The organism is Mycolicibacterium diernhoferi, assembly GCF_019456655.1.
Taxonomy (GTDB): Bacteria; Actinomycetota; Actinomycetes; order Mycobacteriales; family Mycobacteriaceae; genus Mycobacterium; species Mycobacterium diernhoferi.
In genome coordinates this window covers 4,041,251-4,065,070 of sequence record NZ_CP080332.1, presented here as the reverse complement: position 1 = coordinate 4,065,070, position 23,820 = coordinate 4,041,251, and the positions used below count along the sequence as shown (strand labels likewise).

The following is a 23,820-nucleotide window of genomic DNA, read 5'->3' as shown; positions in this document are numbered from 1 at the left end:
GAAGTTCCGCCGTGCGTGCATTCATCACGCTTGTATCCCTCGCACTCCTGGTCACCGCATGTGGCCGAACCGACACGGCGGCACCGCCGCCGCAGACCGACGGCTCCGGAGGCACCAGCTATCCGCTGACCCTGCAGAACTGCGGGGTGGAGGTCACATTCGAGCATGCGCCGACGCGCGCGGTCTCGCTGTATCAAGCCTCGACCGAGATCCTGCTCTCGCTGGGACTGGCCGACCGGATGGTGGGCAGCTCGACCTGGTTCGACCCGGTGCTTCCGGCACTGGCCGCCGACAACGCCCGCGTACCGCGGCTGGCGGACAACGATCCCAGCCTGGAAGCGGTACTGGACACCGAGCCCGACCTGATCACCTCGGCGAGCGCCCACACCTTCACCCCCGCGGTGGTCGGCGACCGGGCCCGGCTCGCTGAACTCGGCATCCCCACCTACCAGTCGCCGTCGGTGTGCACCGATGCGGTGGTCGAGGGGGAGACGGTCACCCGGACCGGACCCCTGGAAATGGACACGCTGTTCCGTGAAATCACCGAGCTGGCACAGATTTTCGATGTGGCGGACCGTGGTGCTCAGCTGGTCGACGACCTGAAGAGACGATTGGCCGACGCGCCGGAGGTCGCGCATCAGGATGGGACCGTGGCGTTCTGGTTCTCCGGGGTGCGGACCCCGTACCTGGCCGGGTGCTGCTCGGCCCCGGGCCTGTACGCCCGCGAGGTCGGCGTGACCAACGTCTTCGCCGATGCTCGCGAGGATTGGCCCGAGATCAGCTGGGAGGCTCTGGCCGACCGCGATCCCGACGTGCTGGTGCTGGCCGACCTGAGTCGCAAACGCATCGACGGCGATGCGCTGGACACCAAAATCCAGTTCTTGGAGACCAATCCGGTGACCCGCAACATGTCGGCGGTGCGTGACCGGCGCTATGTGGTGCTGACCGGTTCGGAACTGGACCCGGGTATCCGGCAGATCGACGCCGTCGAGAAACTTGCCGAAGGATTCGCCGCCCTGAACCAGACGGGGCAGACCAAATGATCGGGCGCCGGATTCTCGCTGCGGCAGCGGTGCTGACGCTGGTGGGCTGTGGACAGTCCGCCGTCGAGGCCGACCCACCCGGGGTGGCATCGGGCTTCCCGCTCACCGTGCACAACTGCGGGCGCGACGTGGTGATCGACGCGCCACCGCAACGGGCGGTGTCCCTGAACCAGGGCTCCACCGAGATCCTGCTGTCGCTGGGGCTGGCGGACCGGATGGTGGGCACCGCGACGTGGACGGACCCGGTCCGCGAGAACCTCGCCGAGGCCGATGCGACGGTGCCGAAACTCGCAGTCAACAAACCGGCATTGGAAACCGTGCTGGATGCCGACCCCGACTTCGTGTCGGCATCGTTCAGCGGGACTCTCGGTCCCGGCGGTGTCGCCGACCGGGACCAGTTCGAGGATCTGGGCGTGCCCAGCTACCTCGCGCCGAGCGATTGCGTCGGCAAGGTGTCGGCCAACTCGGACGGCATGCGCACCGAACCGCTGACGATGGACGCGATTTACGGTGAAATCCGGGATCTGGCACGCATATTCGATGTCAGCGAGCGTGGGGATGCGCTGATCGGCGAGTTGCAACAGCGGATGGAGGCCAGTCGGATGAGCGCGGACGTCGACGTGGCGTTCTGGTTCTCCGACATCCGGGCACCGTACTTCGGGGGTTGCTGCGGGGCGCCCGGGGTGATCACCGACACCGTGGGAGCCCGAAACATCTTCGTCGACACCACCGAGGAGTGGCCCCAGGTCAGCTGGGAGGTGATCGCGGACCGTGATCCCGACGTGCTGGTCCTGGCCGACCTGAGCCGGCGCACCATCGACGGCGACGCGCTGGCGGCCAAGATCGAGTTCCTGGAGTCGAACCCGGTGACCTCGCGCCTGACCGCTGTCCAGGCGAAGCGCTACGTCGTGGTCAACGGTGCCGACCTCAATCCGTCGATCCGCACTGTCGACGGAGCCGAGAAGCTGGCCGAGGGTCTGCGCCGATTCGGATTCGCCTCCGAACATTGATCATCCGTTCGCGGTCATTGCTCGTGCTGTGGGTGGTCGGCCTGGGGCTGCTGGTCGTCTCGGCCGCCGCGGCGATCACCATCGGACCGGCGGCGCTGTCGGTGCGTGATGTCTACGGGATCGTCGGCGAGCATCTGGGTGCCGGGCCGTCGGGCGCCAGCCGGATTCAGGACGGCATCGTCTGGCAGTTGCGCCTGCCACGGGTGCTGCTCGCGGCGGTGTGCGGGGCCGGGTTGGCGCTGTGCGGCGCGATCCTGCAGTCGTTGCTCCGCAATCCGTTGGCCGACCCGTTCGTCCTCGGGGTGTCTTCGGGTGCGTCCACCGGGGCCGTGCTGATCGCGGTGCTCGGGGTGGGGGCGGGCACACTGACGCTGTCCGGCGGCGCGTTCGTCGGCGCGGTGATGTCCTTCGGGGTGGTGCTGCTGCTGGCCTACGCCGCGGGCGGGGGCACCGACCGGGTGGTGCTGGCCGGCGTGGCCGCGACACAACTGTTCTCGGCGTTGACCTCGTTCATCGTGCTGTCCTCGGCCGACGCCGAGCAGACCCGCGGGGTGCTGTTCTGGTTGCTCGGCTCGCTGGCCGGGGTGTCCTGGTCCGACGTCGCGGTCTGCAGCGCAGTCGTCGCGGTCGGACTGGCCTGCTGCCTGGGATACGCACGCGCCCTCGACGCGTTCGCGTTCGGCGACGAGGCCGCCGCGGCACTGGGGGTAGCGGTGCGGCGGGCGCGGATCGTGCTGCTGGTTGTGACGGCGCTGATCACCGCGGCCCTGGTCAGCGCGGCCGGGGCGATCGGGTTCGTCGGTCTGGTGTTGCCGCATGCCGCGCGTCTCGTGGTGGGGCCGGCACATCGACGGCTGCTCCCGACGGTGATCATCTTCGGTGCGGTGTTCATGGTGTGGGTGGACACTTTGGCCCGCACCGTATTCGCTCCCCAGGAGCTGCCCACCGGGGTGGTGACCGCGCTGATCGGTGTCCCGGCGTTCGCGTTGATCCTTTTGCGGCGCCGGGGGATCCCGTCGTGAGCCTGCACGCCCGAGACGTCAGGTGGACCCGCTCCGGCAGGCTGGTACTCGACGGCGTCACGGTGGCTCCGGAACCGGGAGCCACCGTGGGCCTGCTCGGACCGAACGGATCCGGCAAGTCATCGCTGTTGAAACTGCTTGCCGGGGTGGACCGCCCCGATGCGGGCACCGTGCACCTCGACGGGGCGCCGGTGGCGACGATGCCGCGCCGGAGCGTCGCTCGGCGGCTGGCCATGGTCGCCCAGCACAACGAGACCGAACTCCACATCACGGTCCGCGATGTGGTGCGGCTCGGCCGGATCCCGTACACGCCCATGATGGGCGGGGACCGCGAGGGCACCCGGATCGTGGAGGCGGCGCTGACCGCCACCGGACTCGACGGCATGCCGGACCGGCTCTGGCACACGCTGTCCGGGGGCGAACGGCAGCGGGTCCAGATCGCCAGAGCCCTGGCGCAGGACCCCGAGCATCTGTTGCTCGACGAACCGACCAACCATCTCGATATCGCCCACCAGTTGGAGATCCTGGCCCTGGTCCGGACGTTGCACGTCACCACGGTGGTGGCCCTGCACGACCTGAACCTGGCCGCCATGTTCTGCGATCACCTCGTGGTGCTGTCGGGCGGCGCCGTGGTCGCCGCCGGCACCCCGGGCCAGGTGCTGACGGAGGACCTGATCGCGCAGGTGTACGGGGTGCGGTGCCAGGTCAGCGTGGCCGATGGTGTGCCGCATGTGCGGTTCGAGCACCGCGCACGGTGATCAGACCGGCGTGCCCACCGGGACGGCGACGTCGTCGGCCAGCGAGTTGTCGGTGAACGCGCCACGGTAACGCGCCGCCGGATGGCTGTCCGGCAACCGGTCACCGCGCCCGAGCAGCTTGTGCCGCAACGTGCCCGACTTGTCGCCTGCGATCAGTCCGCGTTCGCGCAGCGTCGGGAAGAGACGGTCGGCGACCTCGCGGAACGACTGCGGCACGGTGGCGTGGTAGACGTTGATGCCGTCCACCCCGGCCTCGCGCCACTCCTCCAGGCGATCCGCGATCTCCTCCGGCGTGCCCACCACCCGGTTCGCCCCTTCGAGCACCCACGCCATGTCCCGGATGGTCGGCTCCTCGTTGCCGGAAACCTCTGCCGCCCAGCGCTTGAAGCTCTGGATACCGGTGAACTCGCCGAGCTCGCTGATCGGGGTGTCCAACGGCAGGTTGCCGGCGTCCACCCCGGCATCGCCGAGCGCGTGCAGCGCGATACCTTCCAGATCCAGGAACCGCTTGAGCTCGTCGTTGCGGCGGACCGCCTCGGCGTGGGTGTCACCGATCACGAAGGACAGTCCCTGGGCGAAGGTGATGTCGTGGCGGTCGCGGCCGTTGGCCGCTGCCAGCGCACGGGTCTCACTGGTCAGCTTGTAGGCGTCGGCCGGGGTCGGGCTGCTGATGTAGACGCCCTCGGCGTTGCGGGCCGAGAACAGCTGGCCCGCAGGGGAGGAACCGGCCTGGAACAGCACCGGGGTGCGCTGCGGGGACGGTGAGGTGAAATGCGGTCCTTCGACGCTGTAACGCTTACCGACGTGGTTGATCTTGTGGATTTTCGACGGGTCGGAGTGCAGGCTGCGCTCCTTGTCCTGCACCAGTGCGTCGTCGTCCCAGGAACCTTCCCACAGCTTGTAGGCGACGTCGACGTACTCGTTGGCCCATTCGTAGCGCTGGTCGTGGGCCAGCGTGCCGTCATGGCCGAAGCTGCGGAACATGTTGGCGTTGAAGCTGGTGACGATGTTCCAGCCCAGCCGGCCGTCGGTGTAGTGGTCCAGCGAGGACATCCGCCGTGCGAAGTTGAACGGGTGGTCCTGCACGATCGAACTGGTGAACACGATGCCGAGGTTCTGGGTGACCGCGGCCAGCGCCGAGGCCAGCACCGAGGGATCGTTGACCGGGATCTGGATTCCGCCCTCGACGGCCTTGCGCCAGTTCCCGTTCCACGGCGCCCGCAGCCCGAACACGTCGGCGAAGAACAACAGGTCGTAGCCGGCCTGGTCGACCTCGGCGGCCAGTGACGTCCAGTGCCGTAGCGAGTTGAACTTGTGGTTCTGGGCCTCCGGGGCCCGCCACAACCCGTGCAGCACATGGGATGCGGTGTTCATCACGAACGCCGAGTAATAGAGGGGTTTCTTCACGGGGGAGCTCATGACGTGGCGGACGGGGTGTCGGAGTCCTCGGTCGCGCCGATCGGGCCGAGCGTGTCACGGATCAGGGCGTTGTCGGTGGTCTCCAGGAACTCGGCGATCTTGGGATCGGAGAACGTCGCGATCAGCTTCTGCACGTTCGGGTCGTCGAGGTGCTTGTTGCTGACGACCAGGCCGCCCTCACTGCCCACCGGTGCGGGGTGGCGGTCCAGGATCTGCTCCTCGGTCAGGCCGGAGGCGTACACGTCGGAGATGTGCACCACGACGGCGTCGACGTCGGCGAGGCTGCGCGCCAGCTGACCGATCGGGACCTGGATGAACTCGTAGTTCTTGGGGTTCGACTCCACATCGGCAAGCTGCGGCAGGCCCTTGAGGTCGGTCTTGCCCGGCTTCAAGGTGATCTGCCCCGCCTCGGCGAGGTCCAGCAGTGCGATCGCCTGCCCGGCCGGATCGTCACGCAGGGCGATCTTCGCGCCGTCGGGCACCTCGTCCCAGCTGTCGTACTTATCCGAGTAGGTGGCCTGATCCCAGGTGAACGTCGGTGCGGCCAGGGTCAGTTCGAACCCGTTGGCGGCGATGGCGTCGTTCAGGAACGGCTGGTGTTCGAAGAAGTTGCCGGCCACGTTGCCGGCGTCCACGGCGCGGTTGATCTCGATCAGGTTGTCGATCTGGACCGGCTTGATGGTGATGCCGTGATCGGGGGCCACGTTCTCAGCGATGTAGGACAGCAGGTTCTCGGCGGCGATGTCGGTGCTCCAGGTGGCGACCTCCAGGGTGGTGCCGAATTCCTTGTCCTGGTTGGACACCTGCGCGTAGGTGATGCCGCCGGCGACGGCCGCCACCGCCACCGCCGCGCCGGCCACCCACGGCCAACGCGTCTTCTTCTTGATCTGGATGTCGACGCCGGCCGGGTTGTTCTGGTCTGTCACTGGTCTTCCTTCTGTTCGGGGAGGTGGGGAGGGGTCAGCGGGTCAGCGCGCGGACGGCGCGGTCACCGGCGAACTGGACGAGCTGGATGGTGATGATCAACGCGATCACCGTGGCGATCATGATGTTGTCGTCGAATCGGTTGTAGCCGTAGGTGATCGCGAGATGTCCGACACCGCCGGCGCCGATCGAGCCGGCGATCGCCGAGTACTCGATCATCGCGATGGTGTTGACCGTCAACGCGCCGGCCAGGGCGGGCAACGCCTCGGACAGCTGCACCGAACGGATCACCTGCACGTGTGAGCCGCCGGACACCAGGCCCATATCGGTGACGTCGGATCGCACCTCGCGCAACGCGTTCTGGACGAGTCGGGCGAAGAACGGCACACCGGCCACCGTCATGGGCACGATGGCCGCCGCGATGCCGATCGTGGTGCCGACGATGAAGCGGGTCACCGGGATGATGGCGGCCATCAGGATCAGGAACGGTAGCGACCGGCCGATGTTGACGATGGTGTTGAGCACCGTGAACAGCCGCTGGTTCGGGAAGAGGCCCAGGGTCGAGGTGTTGTGCAGGATGATCCCGACCGGGGTGCCGATGAGCACGACGAGCACCATGGTGACGCCGACCATGATCCACGTCTCGCCGTAGGCGGGCAGCAGGAGTTCGTGGACCTTCAGCCACGGTGTGCTGAAGTCGTCCGCAGCCAGATGCGTCACGCTGCTGCCTCCGTGGATCCCGCGGTGGCCTTCTCGACCGGCCGCACGTGCAGGCCGCGCGCGGTGAGATGCTCGGCGAAACCGGCAGGCGCAGAGGGGGAGATGGCCAGGACGGCGCGGCCCACGGCGACACCGCGGATGGCCTCGACGCTCGCGCTGAGCACGCTGACCTGTGCGCCGTCCAGGCCGGGGGTGGACCCGATAGTGGTCAACCAGTCCAGCGGGACGTTGCGGGAGGCGTGCGAGATCTCCCAGACCTCACCCTGTCCGTCATGGGGGACACCGGGCCGGTCGGGCAGCAGTTCGTGCGCCAGCGCGGAGCGGGGGTCCAGGATGATGTCCTGCACCGAACCGCTCTCGATGATGCGGCCGTCCTCGATCCGGGCCACCGAGTCGGCGATCTCCCGGACCACCTCCATCTCGTGGGTGATGAGGATGATCGACAGGCCGAACTCGTCGCGCAGATGGCCGAGCAGGCCGAGGATCGATCTCGTGGTGGCCGGATCCAGTCCGGAGGTCGCCTCGTCGGAGAGCAGGTTGGACGGGCCGAGCGCGAGGGCGCGGGCGATCCCGACGCGCTGCTTCTGACCGCCGGAAAGCTGGGCGGGATAGAACTCCCGGCGATCCGAGAGGCCCACCCGCTCAAGCAGTTCGGTGACACGCTTGTCGACGGAGTCCTCGGTGGCGTTCAGGTACTGCAGCGGCAGGGCGATGTTCTGGGCGACCGTGCGTCGGCGCAGCAGCGGGGCGGTCTGGAAGATGACGCCGACACCGCGGCGGGCGGCGAGCAACTCGTCACCGTCGAGGCGGGTGAAGTCCTTGCCGTCGACACGCACGGTGCCGCTGGTGGGACGCTCCAGGAAACTGACACATCGCGACAAGGTGCTCTTACCGGCGCCGCTGGGGCCGACCACGGCGAGGATCTCGCCGCTCCCCACGGACAGCGATATGTCGTCGAGCACGGTGCGGTCACCGAATCGCTTGGTCAGGTTCTCGATCTCGATCACGGAGGCTCTCTCAGTCGAACGGATGCCCGCCGGGTGACAGGTGAAGCGGGCACGCAATCTGACAACACCGGCGGTGTTTCCGTTCGGCGCTGAGCGGGCGAGAGAACCTACGGACCTGCTCAGCGGGCAGACAGACTAGGAATCGAGCTGATCTGAACTACCGGCCTGCGTGTTCCCTGTGGGCGGGCCTCGACCGGTCGGCCGGGCTCCGGCGCCGGTGCGAAGATCGGTTGCAGCAAGGTGTTGAATTCGATTGGAATTGGACGGAATACATGACTGCTCGTCCCAGGTTCGGGGTGTGGGCCAATGTGCACGGCACCATGGCCGCGCTCGGCCACCCCGATGACCCCGTCGATGCTTCCTGGAAGCGGGTGCGCGATCAGGTGCTGCTGGCCGAGCGGCTCGGATTCGACACCACCCTGATCGCCCAGCACACCATGAACCCGCTGGGGGAGCACCTCGACCAGCTCGACGCGTGGAGTGCCGCCGCCGCGCTGGCCGCGCTGACCGAGCGCATCGAGATCATCGCCGCGATCAAGCCGTCGATCATCCACCCGACGATCCTGGCCAAGCAGGCCCAGGGCATCGAGGAGATCAGCGCAGGCCGGTTCGCCGTCAACGTCGTCAACGCGTGGTGGATCCCGGATCTGGAACGCTCCGGGATCGGCATGTTGGAGCACGGTGAGCGTTACGTCTACGGCACAGAATGGCTGCACGTGTTGCGCCGGCTGCTGGCCGGGGAACGGACCACGTTCGACGGCAAGTACTTTCACATCGACGAGTTCGAATTGCACCCGGTCGGGACGCACCGCCCTCGCCCGCGTATCTATCTGGGCGGGGAATCCTCGCAGGCGCGGGATCTGGCCGCGGCCGAGGCCGATGTGCTGTTCCTCAACGGTCAGTCGGCCGAGGAGGCCCGGGCGCTGATCGAGGATGTGCGTCGGCGTCCACGTGCCGGGCTGGACCCGCTGCGATTCGGGATGGCGGCGTTCGTGGTGACCGCGCCGACCGCGCGTGAGGCCGCCGAATCGATGCAGTACCACTGGGAACTGCAGCGTCTCGATCAGGGCAGGACCGACGATGTCACCGCCACGTTCGGCCGCGACACCGACCCGGCGTCGCCGATGTGGCAGCGGCTCGGTGCGCTTCCGCATGTCGGCCCCAACGGCGGTACAGCGGCCGGTCTCGTCGGCGACTACGACACCGTCGCGCAGCGCATCGTCGACTGGTACGGCGAGGGGATCGAGACATTCATGTTGGCGTTCCAGCCTTTTGAGGCGGAGATGGAGCGTTTCGCGGCCGAGATCGCACCGCGGGTCGACCGGCTGCTGCAGAAGGTGAAGGTGGCGTCATGACCGGCGGCGGCGGGCTGGAGCACAGCGACCCGGGGAATCAGGTGGGCTTGCGGTTTCATTGGTATCTGCCCACTCACGGTGACACCACCACGATCGCCGACAACCGGAGCCGCGAGGCGACCCGGCTGGAACCGCATCTGCAGCCGACCCTGGCGAATCTGACCGCACTGGTCCGCACGGCCGAGGGCTTCGGCTTCGAGGCCGCGCTCACCCCGACCGGGTCGCACTGTGAGGACTCCTGGCTGGCCACCACCGCGCTGGCCCAGCACACCGAGCGGCTCAAGTTCCTGGTCGCGTTCCGCCCGGGCGCCGCGTCGCCGACGCTGGCCGCCCAGCAGGTCAGCACCTACCAGCGGTTCACCGGAAACCGGTTGGCGCTCAACGTTGTCACCGGCGGCGCCGACGACGAGGCCCGCCGGTTCGGGGACGACATCGACAAGGCGGCCCGTTACCGGCGTACCGGCGAGTTCCTCACCGTCGTGCGCGGGACGTGGAGCAACCCGGAGTTCTCTTTCCACGGCGAGTTCTACGACATCGAGAACGCCAGGACGGCCTACCCGGTCGAGATCCCGCCGACGATCTACTTCGGCGGATCCTCCCCGGAGGCCATCGAGGTCGCCGCCGAGCACGCCGACGTCTACCTGACCTGGGGTGAGCCGCCGGAGCAGGTGGCCGAGAAGATCGAACGGGTGCGCGCCGCCGCGGCGGGCCGGGGGCGGACCATCCGGTTCGGTCTGCGGATGCATACCGTGGCTCGGCAGACCGAGGAGCAGGCCTGGCAGCGCGCCGAGGAGCTCATCGCGGGGCTGAGCGGCGACGAGGTGCGCCGCGCGCACGAGCGGTACCTGAGCAGTGCCTCGGAGGGGCAGCGGCGGATGGCGGCGCTGACCAGCGGTGAACTCGTCGACGCCCGCAGCCTGGAGGTACACCCGGGCCTGTGGGCCGGCCCCAGCCTGTTGCGGGACGGCGCCGGGACCGCCGCGATCGGTAGCTACGAGACGGTGGCCGGGGTGATCGAGGAGTACGCCCGCCTCGGCATCAGCGAGTTCATCCTGTCCGGCTACCCGCAGATCGACGAGATCCGGCATGTCGGCGAGGGCGTGCTGCCGGTGCTGCGGGCCGCCGTCCCGGTCTGAGCGGCGCCGAGATTGACGTAATGGTGGGATCCACTCGCACTTTGCCGCCCGTTTGTTCGTTTGGGCGGAAAGAGATCAGGACCAGGAGTACCCGGCGCGCAGCCGGGCCGCGACGACGTCGAACCGGACGCGGTCCAGGATCGCGCCTTCGCGGCGGATGCCGTCCTCGGGCACATCGAGCACCCGGTCCAGGCGCACCCAGCTGGGCCGGCCGTCGTAGTCCCAGCTGCCGGTGCCGATGCCGATCCAGTCGGCGTCGTCGGCGTGGTGGTCCCGGCTGGAGAGCATGAGTCCGAGCAGAGTGCGATGGTCGCGGCCGACCACCAGGACCGGCCGGTCCTTGCCGCGGGTCGGATCGTCCTCGTAGACCACCCAGGTCCAGACGATCTCGCCGGGATCGGCGCGGCCGTCCAAGTCAGGGGCGTAAGCGATGCGCCGGGCGCGCTGCGCGGTGGGCACGCTCGCGCTGGTCACCGGGCGCCCGCCGGGCAGGGCGGTCGGAGGCTGCGCGGCGCTGCCGGCGAGTGCGTCCATACCGATCTTCAGTCCATGCTGGATGACCCGCTCCGGGGTCGGAAGCTGGCGGATGAGTTTGGGGGCCTCGTTGAAGACGAGGTTCTCGGCGAATTTCTGAAACGCCTTCCACTGCGACGCCATGAAATCGAGCATAGGTGGTCGATTGTGTCGAGCAGGCCCGCAGTCGATACCCTGGCAGTACCCGATCACGCCAGGACCAGGAGAAACCCAATCAGCACCTTCGCCGACAAGACGTTCACTGCGCCGGCGCAGATACGGAACTTCTGCATCATCGCCCACATCGACCACGGCAAATCGACGTTGGCCGACCGGATGCTGGGTATCACCGGCGTTGTCGCCGACCGCGATATGCGGGCCCAGTACCTGGACCGGATGGATATCGAGCGGGAACGCGGCATCACCATCAAGGCCCAGAACGTGCGGCTGCCGTGGACGGTCACCGGCGAAGACGGCACCGAAGAGAACTATGTGCTGCACCTGATCGACACGCCCGGCCACGTCGACTTCACCTACGAGGTGTCCCGCGCGCTGGAGGCGTGTGAGGGTGCGGTGCTGCTGGTGGATGCCGCCCAGGGCATCGAGGCGCAGACGCTGGCCAATCTGTACCTGGCGCTGGACCGGGAGCTGACCATCATCCCGGTGCTCAACAAGATCGACCTGCCCGCGGCGGACCCGGACCGCTACGCCGGTGAGATCGCCCACATCATCGGCTGCGAGCCCGAGGATGTGCTGCGGGTCTCCGGTAAGACCGGCGTCGGGGTGCGCGAGCTGCTGGACGAGGTGGTCCGGCTGGTCCCGGCTCCGGTCGGTGACGCCGACGCTCCCGCCCGGGCGATGATCTTCGACTCCGTCTACGACATCTACCGCGGCGTGGTGACCTACGTGCGCGTGGTCGACGGCAAGCTCAATCCGCGTGAGAAGATCAAGATGATGTCCACCGGCGCGACGCACGAGCTGCTGGAGGTCGGCATCGTCTCGCCCGAGCCGAAGGCCTCCGACGGGCTCGGCGTCGGTGAGGTCGGCTACCTGATCACCGGGGTGAAGGACGTCCGCCAGTCCAAGGTCGGCGACACCGTCACCACCGCGCGCCACGGCGCCACCGAGGCGCTGACCGGCTACCGCGAGCCGCGGCCGATGGTGTACTCGGGCCTGTACCCGGTGGACGGCTCGGACTACCCCGTGCTGCGCGAGGCCCTGGACAAACTGCAGCTCAACGACGCCGCGCTGACCTATGAGCCGGAGACCTCGGTGGCGCTGGGCTTCGGCTTCCGCTGCGGGTTCCTCGGGTTGCTGCACATGGAGATCACCCGCGAACGCCTCGAGCGCGAGTTCAACCTGGACCTGATCTCCACCGCGCCCAACGTGGTGTACCGCGTGGTCAAAGAAGACAACACGGAAATGATCGTCACCAACCCGTCGGACTGGCCCGAAGGCAAGGTCCGCGCCGTCTACGAACCCGTCGTGAAGACGACGGTCATCGCGCCGAGCGAGTTCATCGGCACCATCATGGAGCTGTGCCAGGCCCGCCGCGGTGAGCTCGGCGGGATGGACTATCTGTCCCCGGAGCGGGTGGAGCTGCGCTACACCATGCCGCTCGGCGAGATCATCTTCGACTTCTTCGACTCGTTGAAGTCCCGCACCCGCGGCTACGCCAGCCTGGATTACGAGGAGGCCGGCGAGCAGGAAGCCGACCTGGTCAAGGTGGACATTCTGCTGCAGGGTGAGGCCGTCGACGCGTTCAGCGCCATCGTGCACAAGGACGGGGCCGCGGCGTACGGCAACAAGATGACAACCAAGCTCAAGGAACTCATCCCGCGCCAGCAGTTCGAGGTCCCCATTCAGGCCGCGATCGGGTCGAGAATCATTGCCCGCGAGAACATCCGGGCCATCCGCAAGGATGTGCTGTCCAAGTGCTACGGCGGTGACATCACCCGTAAGCGCAAGCTGCTGGAGAAGCAGAAAGAGGGCAAGAAGCGGATGAAGACGATCGGCCGGGTCGAGGTCCCGCAGGAGGCCTTCGTGGCGGCGCTCTCGACGGACGCGGCGGCGGACAAAACAAAGAAGTGACCCGGGGCCGCGTCATCGGTCACACTGACGAAGTGAACAGTGCCGATACGCCGCGCGTGCGTCGTGCCCGCCGCGCCCTGCTCGCCACGGCGATCGGGTGTGCACTGCTGACCGGGTGTTCGAGCACGGTGACCGGTCAGGCCGTCCGCGCCGGCAACGCGGTCCCGGTGGACGCGCCGCCGCTGCGGGAGAATCAACTCGACGGTGTGCTGCTGTCCATCGAGGACATCAACGAGATCATGGGCTCGGACACCATGGAGGTCGTCGGCGAACTCGACCAGATGGTCGACCACTCCGGTGATGTGTCCGAACCCGATTGCCTCGGTTCGATGTTCGGTGCCGAAGAGCCGGTCTACGGGGACAGCGGCTACACCGCGGTGCGTGATCAGGTGTCGCGTGAACCCGACGAGGACAATGCGCACTGGGTGGAACAGACGGCTGTGCTCTACCCGTCGGCGGCCCGGGCTCAGCGGTTCTTCGACAATGCCGAGTCGGACTGGGGGGCGTGCGGCGGGACGTCGATCGACATCAGCGACGGCACCGACAGCTACACCTGGCAGATCGAGGACCTGGCCGTCACGGACCTGATGCTGACCCAGGTCACCGCCCAGGATGACGCCGACGGTTGGGAGTGCCAGCATGCGCTCTCCACGGTCACCAACGTCGTCGTGGAGGCCTGGGCGTGCAGCTACGGCGCCGGTGACGAGGCGGCCGCTATCGCCGCGCGGATGGTCGACAACGCCGTCTCGTGAGCGACCACGACCGGCGGCGCTGGGACGACACCTATCGCCAGGGCCGGGCCCGGCCCGGACCGGGTCTGCCCGATGTCTTCGCCCGTCACGAGCACGCGTTCCCGCGCGGCGGCACCGCTCTGGAGCTGGCCTGCGGCACGGGCGCGGCGGCGGTGTGGCTGGCCCGGCGCGGACTGCGGGTGCACGGTGTGGATGTCTCCGAGGTGGCCGTCGAGCAGGCCAGGGCGCTGGCCGAAGCCGCGGCGGTGACACCGGTGTGCCGGTTCGAGGTGCACGACCTGGACACCGGCCTTCCCGCCGGTGAGCCATCAGATGTGGTGTTGTGTAACAGGTTTCGTGACGAACGCCTGGACGGGCAGATCATCGAGCGGTTGGCGCCCGGTGGGCTGCTGGCGATCTGTGTGCTCAGCGAGGTGGGTGCGGCCCCCGGGCGGTTCCGGGCCCGGCCCGGCGCGTTGCGGACTGCGTTCGCCGAGCTGGAGCTCATCGATGCCGGCGAGGGTGCGGGCCTGGCCTGGCTGGTGGCCCGGAAACAGTGACTACACCGCGACCGCGGAGACCGTGCGGTCGCGGGTGAACAGGGCGCCCCAGTCGGTCGACATGCCGCCCCGGCCGGCCGGGTAGGTGCTGGTGCGGCCGGCGGCACGGGCCCCGGTCTGGTTGACCACCGTGAGCAGCAGATCGAACTCGGCACGCTGGGAGCACCCGCGCAACCCCGCCGTGAGTTCGGCTTCCGGTCGCGGATGGGGTGCGTGCGTCATGCCCCCCATATTGACCGGCCCGGACCGCCCTGCCCAGAGTTTTGCGCACCCGGAAATCAAAACCCCGCGGGCCGGGCGCGCCGGTGTCAGGTCGGGGCGTTGGCCGGCTGGAAGGTGCCGGTGCTGTCGGCCTCCTCCTCGGCCCGGATGACGTGCACCACCGCGTTGATCAGCGCCAGGTGGGTGAACGCCTGCGGGAAGTTGCCCAGGTGACGCCCGGTGCGCGGCTCGATAACCACCGTGAGCAGCAGGTCGAACTCGGCGCGCTGGCAGCACCCACGCAACCCTGCCGTGAGATCGGCTTCCGGTCGCGGTTGGCGTGCGTGCGTCATGCCCCCCACAGCGACCGGCCCGGACCGTCCGGCCCAGAGTTTTGCGCGCGCCGATATTTAAACCCTGTTCGGTATCTTGAACTGCAGATTCCCGATATTGCACCGGCAGTCCCGTCTGGCGCGAGCGCTGCTTGGTCAACCGCCGGCGAGTCTGTTTTGTAGGGCCGCGCGGCGCTGCGCCCGGCGACCGGCGCTCTCGGCCCGACGGAGATCCCTGATGACCGTCCGGGCGCTGACATATCCCGGACCACCGCTGATGCCGCCACCGGGATGGGATCCCGCGCCGCCCAGGTAGAGCCCGGGTATCGGAGTCCGGTAACCGCCGAACCCACGCGCCGGCCGTAGCGGTCCGAAGCGGCTCAGCACCGTGTCGACGTGGGTGATGTTGCCCCCCGTGGCGTGGGTGCGTTCGGCGATGTCGTCGTTGTTGAGGACCTGGCGGCCGATCTCGAGCGAGCTGATGTCGTCGTAGTAGACCGACGCGGTCTCGACAATGCCCTGGGATATCTTGTCTTTCGTTGCGGCCCAGCCGCCTTCAGGTTTCGATGGCACAACGGAGCTGTACAGATAGATGGTGTCTTGGCCGTCGGGAGCCTGGCTGGGATCCAGTGATGTCGGGATCACGGACCACACCACATGGTCGCCGGGTTCGGGCAACAATCCTGCGCCCGACCGCGCGAAGAGTCGCCGCATCCCCGCCTCGGTACCGATCATGTGTGTCGGCCTACGTACGTCGACGTCGTCGCGCCGCCAGGTCTGATGACGCTTCATGGTGGTGCGCCCCGACAGAGCGAGGTCCACCTTCAATTGTCCATAGCCGAGGTTGTCGACCGGAATGGAACGCACCGCCGCCTGGGTGGACTCGGGCAGCGCGCCATCGGGCAGGAGCGTGTCCAGTGCGGTGCGGGGATCGCAGGTGGCCAACACGGCTTTGCGCCCCCGGACATACGTTCCGTCGGTCAGTCGCACTCCAGAGGTCCGATCGTCATCGCCGATGGTGATCTCTGCGACCGGGGAGCCGGTCCGCACCGCACCACCCTTGCTCGTCAAACGGGTCGCCAGGGCGTCGGGGATGGCCTGAACTCCGCCGATCGACCGGCGGCACACGTGGCGGTGCATGTTGCCGATCCAGGTGAATGCCACTCCGGTTCCGCTGATGTCGTTGGGAATGGTGGAACCCGAGGACGCGTGCAGCGCGTCGCGAACCACCTGGTGGCTGAACCGTTCGGCGATGGTCTCCGAGATGGACTTCAGCGTCAGTGGCAGGAACTGGCCGAGTTCGTGGCGGACCCCGAACGCGCGGCGCATCGTGTCAACCAGCGTGGGCATATCCGGCCGGGTCGGATTGGTCTTGCCCATCTGCATCGCCACCTCGGCAAACGCCTGAAGTGCCGGCACGAACTCGAGATAGGCGCGGGCATCGTCGGCCGAGAACCGGCGGATGTCATCGGCTGTGCGGGTCGGGTCCTTGAAGAAGGCGATCGAACCACCCTCGGGGTGGAGGTAGAGATGGCCCGGATCGAGTTCGACCAGGTTCAGCCCGTGCCGGTGCAACTGCAGTTCCCGGGACGGCGGGAAGGAATCCCAGAAGAACGAGTCGATCGAGAAGTTGTTGATCAGGTGGCGCGGCGCTGCGGAGATCGGCGTACTGGTCGACGTCATGCCCCCGATACGCTCGTTGGCCTCGACCACGATCGTGCTGAAGCCCGCGTCGCACAGGTAATTTGCGGCGACGAGCCCGTTGTGACCGGCGCCGATGACGACGATGTCGTATTCCTGCATCACGATGGATCCGACATCGCGCGAACGGGGTAGGCGACTTCCACGATTCGGGTGAACCTGGTGTCGACGATGTCGTTGTCGATTTCCAACTGCGCATGACAGTCGTAGGCGGAACGGTTGAGGACGACCGTCCTGTCCTTCAGTTCGAGCGGCTGTTTCTGGATGAGAGCTGTGAACTCACACGTGACCGTGCCTCGGATACGCGCGTGTTCGAATACCACGACCAACGTGCGGGGGAGGGTGTCACCCTCTGCGATATTGCTTGCGCGGATGTAGAAATCGGCATCGCGGCAGTATTCGACCAGCTTCTCGCCCTTCCAATCCCACAACCACTTGAATGGTCGATATCCGCCGGTCCGCGTCGTCTGTGCGTCGAAAAAGTTCACGGTGTGCTCGCCCAGCGGTAGGCAGCCCCAGATGAAGAACTGAACGGCATCCTCGAAGAAGTCGGCGCTGCCGAACTGGTGGTCAGAGAAGCCCTGGCCGGTGACCGGTATTTCCTGGCCTCCGATGGTCAGCTTCCCGGTGATTCTGCTCTTGGGCTGGAAGAACCAACCGACGAAGACGGGAGTGTCCGGAACCGCTACCCGGCCGATACCGACCCCATCGGGGAGTTCGGAGATGGTCGGTTGGACCAGGGGTTCATAGGTGAGGTCAACGCCATGGTCACCGTCGCGAACGTGAATCTCGAATCGAGGAAACTCCCCGCGAAGATAATTGTGGCCCATGCGTATATCAAATGTGTCCGTCGAGGCGACGAACTCCTCACTCGGGAAGAACTGCATGGACTCCACGACCGGCTCGCCGGCCGCGTTCACGATGCGCAGATCCACCATGAAGATGGGCCCATCCACGGCGAGCATGACCGTGGAGAAGTACCCGTTGTCGTAGCAGGCGTCGGCATGCCACGTTTCCCACCCACTCTCATAACCGGGGAGCGGGTGGTGGGCAAAGTGCTTCTCTGTCGCCCGGTACAACTCGGGATCAAAGACGATAGCCATCGCCGGTCTCCGTCTCCATCGGTGAACGTGTCTGCTGCAATCCGTCTCTCGGCGTGAGCGGGCTGATCTGTCTACTGCTTCGCTTCGTGCTCACCCTCGTTGGCCGGTGCAGCAGTGAGCTAACCGCAGAGATAATACTCAGTCAACCATTTTCAAGAATGAACGGGGAACCGTCTGAGGAAGATGGCTCCGCGCTGACGATTTCCCTTGGTGCAGCGACTCGTCCACGCAAAGATGCCGCGATTTCTTGTCCGAACGATGACGGGCTGACTATGCTGCATTAGGCGGTTGACTAAAGTCAGCTGTCCGCGGTCGCATCAGGAGAACATCAGGTGCCGCGTCGGCTGGAGTCTGAGATGGAGATCGAACGTGTCGGTGACGAGCCAGATCGAGTTGTATTACGACCCGTACGACGCCGATATCGATGTCGACCCGTACCCGGTGTACCGGCGGTTGCGGGAAGAGGCGCCGCTCTACTACAACGAGAAATACGACTTCTACGCCGTCAGCCGGGCTGACGACGTCGAGCGGGTCCTCACCGATCACCAGACGTTCATATCGGGCCGTGGCGCGATTCTGGACTTCATCCGCGCTGATATCGAGATGCCGTCGGGCATGTTCATCTTCGAGGATCCTCCGGTGCACACGATGCACCGCAAGGTGTTGCACGGGGTGTTCACACCGCGGCGGGTCGCGGAGTTGGAACACAAGGTTCGGGCGTTCTGTGCCAGCAGTCTGGACGCCGTCGTCGGCTCGGATCGGTTCGACTTCATGGCAGACCTCGGCTCCCTGGTGCCGATGCGGACGATCGGCATGCTGCTCGGTATTCCGGAGTCCGAGCAGGAGACTCACCGCCACGATACGGACCGCAGCCTTCGCGCCGCGCCAGGTGAACAGCTGGCGCCTCAGGAGGGTTTCGCTGACGGCTCGAGCTATGCCGAGTACATCGATTGGCGCGCGGAGCACCCGTCCGATGATCTGATGACCGATCTGCTGAACGCCGAATTGGAGGAGGCAGACGGTACCCGCCGCCGACTGACCCGGGCGGAAGTGCTCACCTACACAACGCTTCTCGCCAGCGCCGGCGCCGAGACGACGGGCCATTTGATCGCCTGGAGCGCCGTGGCTCTGGGGCGTCATCCCGACCAGCGGCGCGAGTTGGTCGAGGATTCCTCGTTGATACCGAGGGCCATCGAAGAGGTGCTGCGCCTGGAACCCCCGGCGCAGCAGTTTGCGCGTTGGGTCAACCGGGATGTCGAGTTCCACGGGCAGAAGGTGCCCGAAGGCAGTGTCATCCTGTACCTCATCGGCGCGGCCAATCACGATGACCGGCGATTCCCGGACGGGGACCGCTTCGATATCCACCGTCAGAACGTCAAGCATCTCTCGTTCGGATTCGGTGCCCATTACTGCCTGGGATCGGCGCTGGCACGTCTCGAGGGACGCATCGCGTTGGAGGAGATACTCAAGCGCATCCCGGACTGGGAGATCGATATCGCCAACGCCCGGATGGCACCTTCGCCCGCGCTGCGCGGCTGGGATTCGCTGCCGGCATTCATCGGCACATGACCTCATTGGCAGGCAAAGTCGCCGTAGTGACAGGGGCGAGCAGGGGGATCGGCAAGGGTATCGCGGAGGCGCTCGGCGCCGAAGGCGCCACCGTCTATGTCACGGGACGCACCGTGAGCCCGGGCGAACACGCACTGCCGGGCACGGTGGCCGAGACGGCAGCCGAGATAGACCGGCGCGGCGGAAACGGAGTGGCCGTGCACGTGGACCATTCCGAGGACGAGCAGGTCGCTGCCCTCTTTGAGCGGATCGCCCGCGAGCAGGGCAGGATCGACATTCTGGTCAACAACGCGTTCTCGCTCCCAGAAGATCTGACCGAGCCGAACCCGTTCTGGGACAAGCCATTGAGCAATTGGGAGATGGTCGACGTCGGGGTTCGCTCGAATTTTGTCGCGGCGTGGCATGCCGCCAAGATCATGACAACCCATAGGTCGGGATTGATCGTGGCGATCTCGGGATATACCGGCGTGACCTACACCTATGGCGTCATCTTCGGGATGTGTAAGACGGCCGCTGACCGCATGGCTCGTGACATGGCGATCGAACTCGAGCCGTACAACGTTGCCTCGATGTCGTTGTGGCAAGGCCTGACCATGACTGAACGGGCTCAACGAAATCTGGCCCGGGCACCCGAGATGACAAACGAGGCGGTCACCAATCCCGCTGGTGCCTGTTCGCCGGAATTCCCCGGCCGGGTGATCGCCGCGTTGGCTGCCGATCCTGCCGTGATGAGGCGGTCTGGTGGCACGTTCATCACCGCTGAAGTCGCTGCGGACTACGGCGTCGTCGACATCGACGGCTCGACCATTCCGTCCCTGCGCGCTCAGCGTGGCTCGCCGATCTGGGACGCCATCGCCCAGTCGGGCGGCGGCGGATGACCTGCCGGTCGGTGGCAGGCCATCCCTTCGGCGGTTACCCCTTCAGATCGGGCAAGACCTTGTCGGCGAACAGTTTCATCTGCTCGTAGACGTACTCGTAGGGCATACCGCCCCAGCTGAAGTTGGCCAGCATCTCGTAGTCACCGACCATTTCCTGACGGATGCGGTGGTGTTCCACCAGCGCTTCGGGTGTGCCGATCATGTTGCCCGAGATGTAATCCCGGTAAGCCTTGTCGGGACCACCCGCTGCGGCGGCAGCCTCCCCCATGTATGCGTAGGTGGAGTAGGAGGGCAGTTCTTTGAAGTGGTCGCTCATGAATTCGTAGTGATTGGCGACGGTCGCGAACATCTTGCTGAAGTATTTGTCGCAGTACTGAGACACCCGTTCCTGGTCTTCGAAACACAGCACGAAGTCGGAGATGATGAACGGTGGTGACGGTCTGCCGTTGACCGCCTGGAAGGTCTCCTTGTAGTGGTTGATCTCGGGTATGGCGTTGCGCCAGTCGCCCTGGGAGAAGCGAAGCGTCTTCAATCCGTAGTTCGCCGCCACCTCGACCGAGGACGGCGACATGCTGACCATCACAGTTCGGTCCTTGAAGGACTTGAACGGCCGCGGCCGCACCTCGGTACGGGGAATCTGGTACCACTTGGTGTCGGCTTCGACGATCCCGGTCTCGATACCCTCCATGATGATCAGGGCCGCCTCGTCGAACATCTCCCGCGAGTCGGCGAGTTCGACACCGAAGGAGCGGAACTCGCGGCGCGCGGCACCCCGTCCCATGCCGAGGATCAGCCGGCCACCGGAGAGAATGTCGAGTTGCAGGGCCTGCTCGACGACGCGCAGGGGATTGTTCCAGGGCAGGATGACAGCTGCGGTCATGAGCTCGATCGTGTTCGTCTTGGCCGCGAGGTAGCTCAGCACCTCGAACGGGGCCGGACACGCCGCGTAGTCGGTGAAGTGATGCTCGACGGTCCCCACGTAGTCGAAACCCATCGCTTCGGCTTCCACCGCAAGGTTGGTTTCCTGCATGAAGGTCTGGACATCGGGGTCCCCGTGCATGTTCTGATATCCCAGGTGTAATCCGACTCGCATGTTGGTGTCTCCCAATCTATTCAGTCACCCGTGCACGGCGGCTTCCGCATCGCCCGGCGGCGCGAGGATCGGCACTGTCGGCCACAAAGAATGTTACCCATTGCGTTTTATTTAGGGTTGAAAACGGTAGATATTTGACAATAAGGCACCGAGTTCGGTTAGAACTTGTGGGCGGGTGGGTGCGCGGGTGGCGCAAGCATGCAAGATTGACTGTGTGACCGAACAACCTGCTGAGGCCGACGGTGCGCCCTCCGCCACGGGACCGACCTCGGGGAAGCGACGACCTGGCAGGCCAACACTCAGCAATGAACACTTACTGGACACGGCGCTGGACCTCTTTTTGCAGAACGGATTCGAGCGCACCACCATCGAAGGGATCGCCGCGGCGGCCGGCATGGCCAAGCGCACCGTATATACCCGGTACGGCGATAAGACCACCCTTTTCAAGGCCGCACTCACTCGGGCGATCGAGGAGTGGATCATTCCGATCGAACTGTTGCAGGAGGCGGAGAGTGATGACCTCGAAGAGACGCTGCTGAGGATCGGTCAGATTCTGGTGGCCAACGTGCTCAGCCGGGGAGGTCAGCGCCTGTTGCATCTGACCAATGCCGTCTCAGGACAGATGCCCGAGATAAGTGCCTTCAACGTGCAGAAGGGGACCGAGCCCACCCTGGCCTACCTTGCCGACCTGTTCCGGCGCCGGATCGCACGGGACGGAGTCGAATTGCCCCATGCCGATGAAGCCGCGGAAGCCTTCCTCGATCTCGTCGTCGGCGGTCCGGCGAACGCTAGTTCCCGGGGAGTCGTCTTCACCAGCGACGAGGTGGATCGACACACCCGGTACAGCGTCGGACTGTTCCTGCGCGGCGTCCTGCCCCCGGACCGGGACGCCGTCGTGGCCGAGGAGGAGAAGGTGCGGCTCGAGCGCTCGATCGCCGAGGCGCTGACCCAACTCGATCAGGCCCGCACTCAGCTGGAAGCGGGCTTACGACCGGCGGAAGTGCGGGATGACGTCTCGTGCGAATAGCTGCATACCGGAACGGATCTGATCTGGTGGCATGCCCGGGAGCGCCATGCCGGCGACCAGATGCGTCAGCCGGGATCCGGCCCGGTGCGCCTCGATCTTCTCGATGACGTCCTGAGGGCTACCGACGAGCATGTCCTCGCCGAAGAAGTCCATTTTCTGGTTGCCGATGATGTCCTCGACCGAGGGCAACGCGGGAACGTCGCCGGGTGGTGTGCCGTTGGCTTCCGCGGTCCACTGCAGGTATCCGGCGGCCATGTAGCGCAAGGGTGCGGCCGCGATCTGCCAGGCCTGTTCGCGGGTGGGTGCGACGTAGGTGGGAAAGGTGGCGGCAACGTGAAAATCCTGTGGGTCGTGTCCGTTGGCCCGCAGTCCGTCGTCATACCGGCTCGCTGATCCCGGCCCCCCGCTGAGGAAGTGCAACCCCATATCGGCGGCCCGCTGAATGGCTCTGGGGGCCGTTCCGCCGACCCACATCGGTGGGTGCGGCCGCTGCAGTGCGGGCGGGGAGATCCGAACGTTGCGTAAGGAGTTGTGTTTTCCCTCGAATGTCACGGTTTCGCCGGAGAGCAGCCGCCGAACAATCGTGAGGTTCTCCTGCATGCGAGTGGCGCGCTCGCGGGCGGGGATACCTTGATCGTCGAATTCGGCGCGGCGGTAGCCCAAGCCGACGCCGAGATCGAAACGGCCTCCGGAGATGAGGTCGAGGGTGGCGGTGTCCTCGGCGACCCGGACGGGATTGTGCAGCGGAAGGAGGAGCAAAAATGTTCCGATGCGGATTCGGCTGGTGCGGGCTGCGACGGCGGCACCGATCGGAAACAGCGAGGGGGAGTAGCCGTCATCGACGAAGTGGTGCTCGGTGAGCCAGACGTGATCGAAGCCCAGTTGCTCGGACTCGACGATCAGGTCGAGTTGACAGCGGTAGAAGTCATCCCAGGCGACCCGCGCCCATTCCGGGTTTCTGAACGGCCACAACATGCCGAATTGCAGGTTCATAAGCCCCTTCTGCGTCGCGCCGGTCGGCGCTTCCCTTCTACGTCACTGATCAGTCGTTCGACCACATCGACAGCTTGCTGGTGACCGAGGGTCAGTCCGTAGGCGCGTTCTTCGCCCATGAACCGCGCCGCACCGTCCATGAAGATCATCACTGCTTGCGGGGGCCACAAGGTGGCGTCGACGTTGTACTTGGACAGGGCCTTCGACAGCCCGTCGAACTGGATCTCCCGGAACCGCAGCGAGAAAGCCTTCATTTCATCCCTGAGCGCCTTGCGATGGTTGCCGAGTGCGAGGAACTCGAGGTTGAGACTCGAATTGGTCTGATCGCGAATCAGATCCCAGAGCGCCCGCAGCGGTTGCGCCGAAGCCAATGCTTCGGCCTGGCGGCCGAGCATCCGTGCTGCGCTCCGTCGGAACACCTCGACGAACAGGTTGTCCATCGGGCCGAAGTAGTAGTACACGAGCCCGGGGTTGACGCCGGCTTCGGCCGCTACCCGACGCGATGTCACCGCCGCGTAGCCCTCGTTGAGCATGAGCCGCTCGGTGGCGTCGAGCAATGCTGTCCGGGCGTCGGAATCCTCGGCGTCTGCAGGTGGAGTCGATGCCATGTGTGCAAGGTAGTCCACCCCCTACC

Annotated in this window: 24 protein-coding genes; 12 read left to right on the top strand and 12 right to left on the bottom strand. The window is 66.2% G+C overall.

Going from position 1 to position 23,820, the window contains the following annotated elements; genetic code table 11:
- The first annotated feature begins 11 nt into the window (after positions 1–11).
- Genes K0O62_RS19215 through K0O62_RS19200 form a run of 4 tightly spaced genes read left to right on the top strand, consistent with a single transcriptional unit; the run spans position 12 to position 3,833 of the window.
- Positions 12–1,043, top strand: a complete 1,032-nt coding sequence (locus K0O62_RS19215) for an ABC transporter substrate-binding protein (RefSeq protein WP_073853639.1) — start codon at positions 12–14, stop codon at positions 1,041–1,043.
- Positions 1,040–2,053: an ABC transporter substrate-binding protein gene (locus K0O62_RS19210; RefSeq protein WP_073853641.1), complete on the top strand. Its 1,014-nt coding sequence runs from the start codon at positions 1,040–1,042 to the stop codon at positions 2,051–2,053. The genes K0O62_RS19215 and K0O62_RS19210 overlap by 4 nt, the downstream gene beginning before the upstream one ends.
- Positions 2,050–3,075 carry a FecCD family ABC transporter permease gene (locus tag K0O62_RS19205; RefSeq protein ID WP_073853643.1) on the top strand — a complete coding sequence of 342 codons (1,026 nt, stop codon included), beginning with the start codon at positions 2,050–2,052 and terminating at the stop codon, positions 3,073–3,075. Before K0O62_RS19210 ends, K0O62_RS19205 begins: the two co-directional genes overlap by 4 nt.
- Positions 3,072–3,833 carry an ABC transporter ATP-binding protein gene (locus tag K0O62_RS19200; RefSeq protein WP_073853645.1) on the top strand — a complete coding sequence of 254 codons (762 nt, stop codon included), beginning with the start codon at positions 3,072–3,074 and terminating at the stop codon, positions 3,831–3,833. The genes K0O62_RS19205 and K0O62_RS19200 overlap by 4 nt, the downstream gene beginning before the upstream one ends.
- On the opposite strand, the gene K0O62_RS19195 is transcribed toward K0O62_RS19200, so the two are convergent.
- Genes K0O62_RS19195 through K0O62_RS19180 form a run of 4 tightly spaced genes read right to left on the bottom strand, consistent with a single transcriptional unit; the run spans position 3,834 to position 7,903 of the window.
- On the bottom strand, positions 3,834–5,252 hold the full coding sequence (locus K0O62_RS19195) for an LLM class flavin-dependent oxidoreductase (protein ID WP_073853647.1): 1,419 nt from the start codon (positions 5,250–5,252) through the stop codon (positions 3,834–3,836).
- Entirely contained in the window at positions 5,249–6,178 is a 930-nt protein-coding gene (locus tag K0O62_RS19190; RefSeq protein WP_073853649.1) for a MetQ/NlpA family ABC transporter substrate-binding protein, read from the bottom strand. The genes K0O62_RS19195 and K0O62_RS19190 overlap by 4 nt, the downstream gene beginning before the upstream one ends.
- Before the next feature lie 34 nt (positions 6,179–6,212).
- Positions 6,213–6,896: a methionine ABC transporter permease gene (locus K0O62_RS19185; protein WP_073853651.1), complete on the bottom strand. Its 684-nt coding sequence runs from the start codon at positions 6,894–6,896 to the stop codon at positions 6,213–6,215.
- On the bottom strand, positions 6,893–7,903 hold the full coding sequence (locus K0O62_RS19180; protein ID WP_073853653.1) for a methionine ABC transporter ATP-binding protein: 1,011 nt from the start codon (positions 7,901–7,903) through the stop codon (positions 6,893–6,895). Before K0O62_RS19180 ends, K0O62_RS19185 begins: the two co-directional genes overlap by 4 nt.
- Before the next feature lie 272 nt (positions 7,904–8,175).
- Here K0O62_RS19180 and K0O62_RS19175 point away from each other — a divergent pair, with 272 nt between their 5' ends.
- Positions 8,176–9,258: an LLM class flavin-dependent oxidoreductase gene (locus tag K0O62_RS19175; RefSeq protein WP_073853655.1), complete on the top strand. Its 1,083-nt coding sequence runs from the start codon at positions 8,176–8,178 to the stop codon at positions 9,256–9,258.
- A 41-nt stretch (positions 9,259–9,299) separates the two neighbouring features.
- Positions 9,300–10,394, top strand: a complete 1,095-nt coding sequence (locus K0O62_RS19170; RefSeq protein WP_073854347.1) for an LLM class flavin-dependent oxidoreductase — start codon at positions 9,300–9,302, stop codon at positions 10,392–10,394.
- A 75-nt stretch (positions 10,395–10,469) separates the two neighbouring features.
- Here the strand turns inward: K0O62_RS19170 and K0O62_RS19165 are convergent, their stop codons facing one another.
- The gene (locus K0O62_RS19165) at positions 10,470–11,063 is read right to left on the bottom strand and encodes a type II toxin-antitoxin system PemK/MazF family toxin (protein WP_073853657.1); all 594 of its coding nucleotides are present in this window, start codon (positions 11,061–11,063) and stop codon (positions 10,470–10,472) included.
- Between the two features lie 12 nt (positions 11,064–11,075).
- Here K0O62_RS19165 and lepA point away from each other — a divergent pair, with 12 nt between their 5' ends.
- The 3 genes from lepA to K0O62_RS19150 are packed head-to-tail and all read left to right on the top strand — an operon-like array spanning position 11,076 to position 14,289.
- Positions 11,076–12,998 (top strand): translation elongation factor 4, encoded by a 1,923-nt coding sequence (gene lepA, locus K0O62_RS19160; protein ID WP_372512811.1) that lies wholly within the window; start codon positions 11,076–11,078, stop codon positions 12,996–12,998.
- 32 nt (positions 12,999–13,030) lie between these two features.
- Complete coding sequence (locus K0O62_RS19155) at positions 13,031–13,750, top strand: sensor domain-containing protein (protein ID WP_079244205.1); 720 nt, start codon at positions 13,031–13,033, stop codon at positions 13,748–13,750.
- Positions 13,747–14,289 (top strand): class I SAM-dependent methyltransferase, encoded by a 543-nt coding sequence (locus K0O62_RS19150; RefSeq protein WP_073853659.1) that lies wholly within the window; start codon positions 13,747–13,749, stop codon positions 14,287–14,289. Before K0O62_RS19155 ends, K0O62_RS19150 begins: the two co-directional genes overlap by 4 nt.
- Here the strand turns inward: K0O62_RS19150 and K0O62_RS19145 are convergent, their stop codons facing one another.
- From K0O62_RS19145 to K0O62_RS19130, 4 genes are all read right to left on the bottom strand, one after another.
- Entirely contained in the window at positions 14,290–14,511 is a 222-nt protein-coding gene (locus K0O62_RS19145; RefSeq protein WP_073853661.1) for a hypothetical protein, read from the bottom strand. It lies immediately after the preceding gene.
- A gap of 86 nt (positions 14,512–14,597) precedes the next feature.
- Positions 14,598–14,843: a hypothetical protein gene (locus K0O62_RS19140; protein ID WP_073853663.1), complete on the bottom strand. Its 246-nt coding sequence runs from the start codon at positions 14,841–14,843 to the stop codon at positions 14,598–14,600.
- 135 nt (positions 14,844–14,978) lie between these two features.
- Complete coding sequence (locus tag K0O62_RS19135; RefSeq protein WP_073853665.1) at positions 14,979–16,625, bottom strand: phytoene desaturase family protein; 1,647 nt, start codon at positions 16,623–16,625, stop codon at positions 14,979–14,981.
- Entirely contained in the window at positions 16,625–17,626 is a 1,002-nt protein-coding gene (locus K0O62_RS19130; RefSeq protein WP_073853667.1) for a hypothetical protein, read from the bottom strand. Before K0O62_RS19130 ends, K0O62_RS19135 begins: the two co-directional genes overlap by 1 nt.
- A gap of 369 nt (positions 17,627–17,995) precedes the next feature.
- Between K0O62_RS19130 and K0O62_RS19125 the strand changes: the two genes are divergently transcribed.
- Both K0O62_RS19125 and K0O62_RS19120 read left to right on the top strand, forming a co-directional pair.
- Complete coding sequence (locus tag K0O62_RS19125; protein ID WP_073853669.1) at positions 17,996–19,195, top strand: cytochrome P450; 1,200 nt, start codon at positions 17,996–17,998, stop codon at positions 19,193–19,195.
- Complete coding sequence (locus tag K0O62_RS19120; protein WP_073853671.1) at positions 19,192–20,073, top strand: SDR family NAD(P)-dependent oxidoreductase; 882 nt, start codon at positions 19,192–19,194, stop codon at positions 20,071–20,073. The genes K0O62_RS19125 and K0O62_RS19120 overlap by 4 nt, the downstream gene beginning before the upstream one ends.
- Positions 20,074–20,107: 34 nt before the next feature.
- On the opposite strand, the gene K0O62_RS19115 is transcribed toward K0O62_RS19120, so the two are convergent.
- Positions 20,108–21,166, bottom strand: a complete 1,059-nt coding sequence (locus K0O62_RS19115) for an LLM class flavin-dependent oxidoreductase (protein ID WP_073853673.1) — start codon at positions 21,164–21,166, stop codon at positions 20,108–20,110.
- Positions 21,167–21,380: 214 nt separating this feature from the next.
- Between K0O62_RS19115 and K0O62_RS19110 the strand changes: the two genes are divergently transcribed.
- Positions 21,381–22,193 (top strand): TetR/AcrR family transcriptional regulator, encoded by an 813-nt coding sequence (locus tag K0O62_RS19110; RefSeq protein ID WP_073853675.1) that lies wholly within the window; start codon positions 21,381–21,383, stop codon positions 22,191–22,193.
- Here K0O62_RS19110 and K0O62_RS19105 read toward each other — a convergent pair.
- Together K0O62_RS19105 and K0O62_RS19100 are read right to left on the bottom strand one after the other, a co-directional pair.
- Positions 22,152–23,186, bottom strand: coding sequence for an LLM class flavin-dependent oxidoreductase (locus K0O62_RS19105; RefSeq protein WP_073853677.1), 1,035 nt, complete (start codon positions 23,184–23,186; stop codon positions 22,152–22,154). The genes K0O62_RS19110 and K0O62_RS19105 overlap by 42 nt on opposite strands.
- Complete coding sequence (locus tag K0O62_RS19100) at positions 23,183–23,812, bottom strand: TetR/AcrR family transcriptional regulator (RefSeq protein WP_234799943.1); 630 nt, start codon at positions 23,810–23,812, stop codon at positions 23,183–23,185. Before K0O62_RS19100 ends, K0O62_RS19105 begins: the two co-directional genes overlap by 4 nt.
- Positions 23,813–23,820 lie beyond the last annotated feature (8 nt).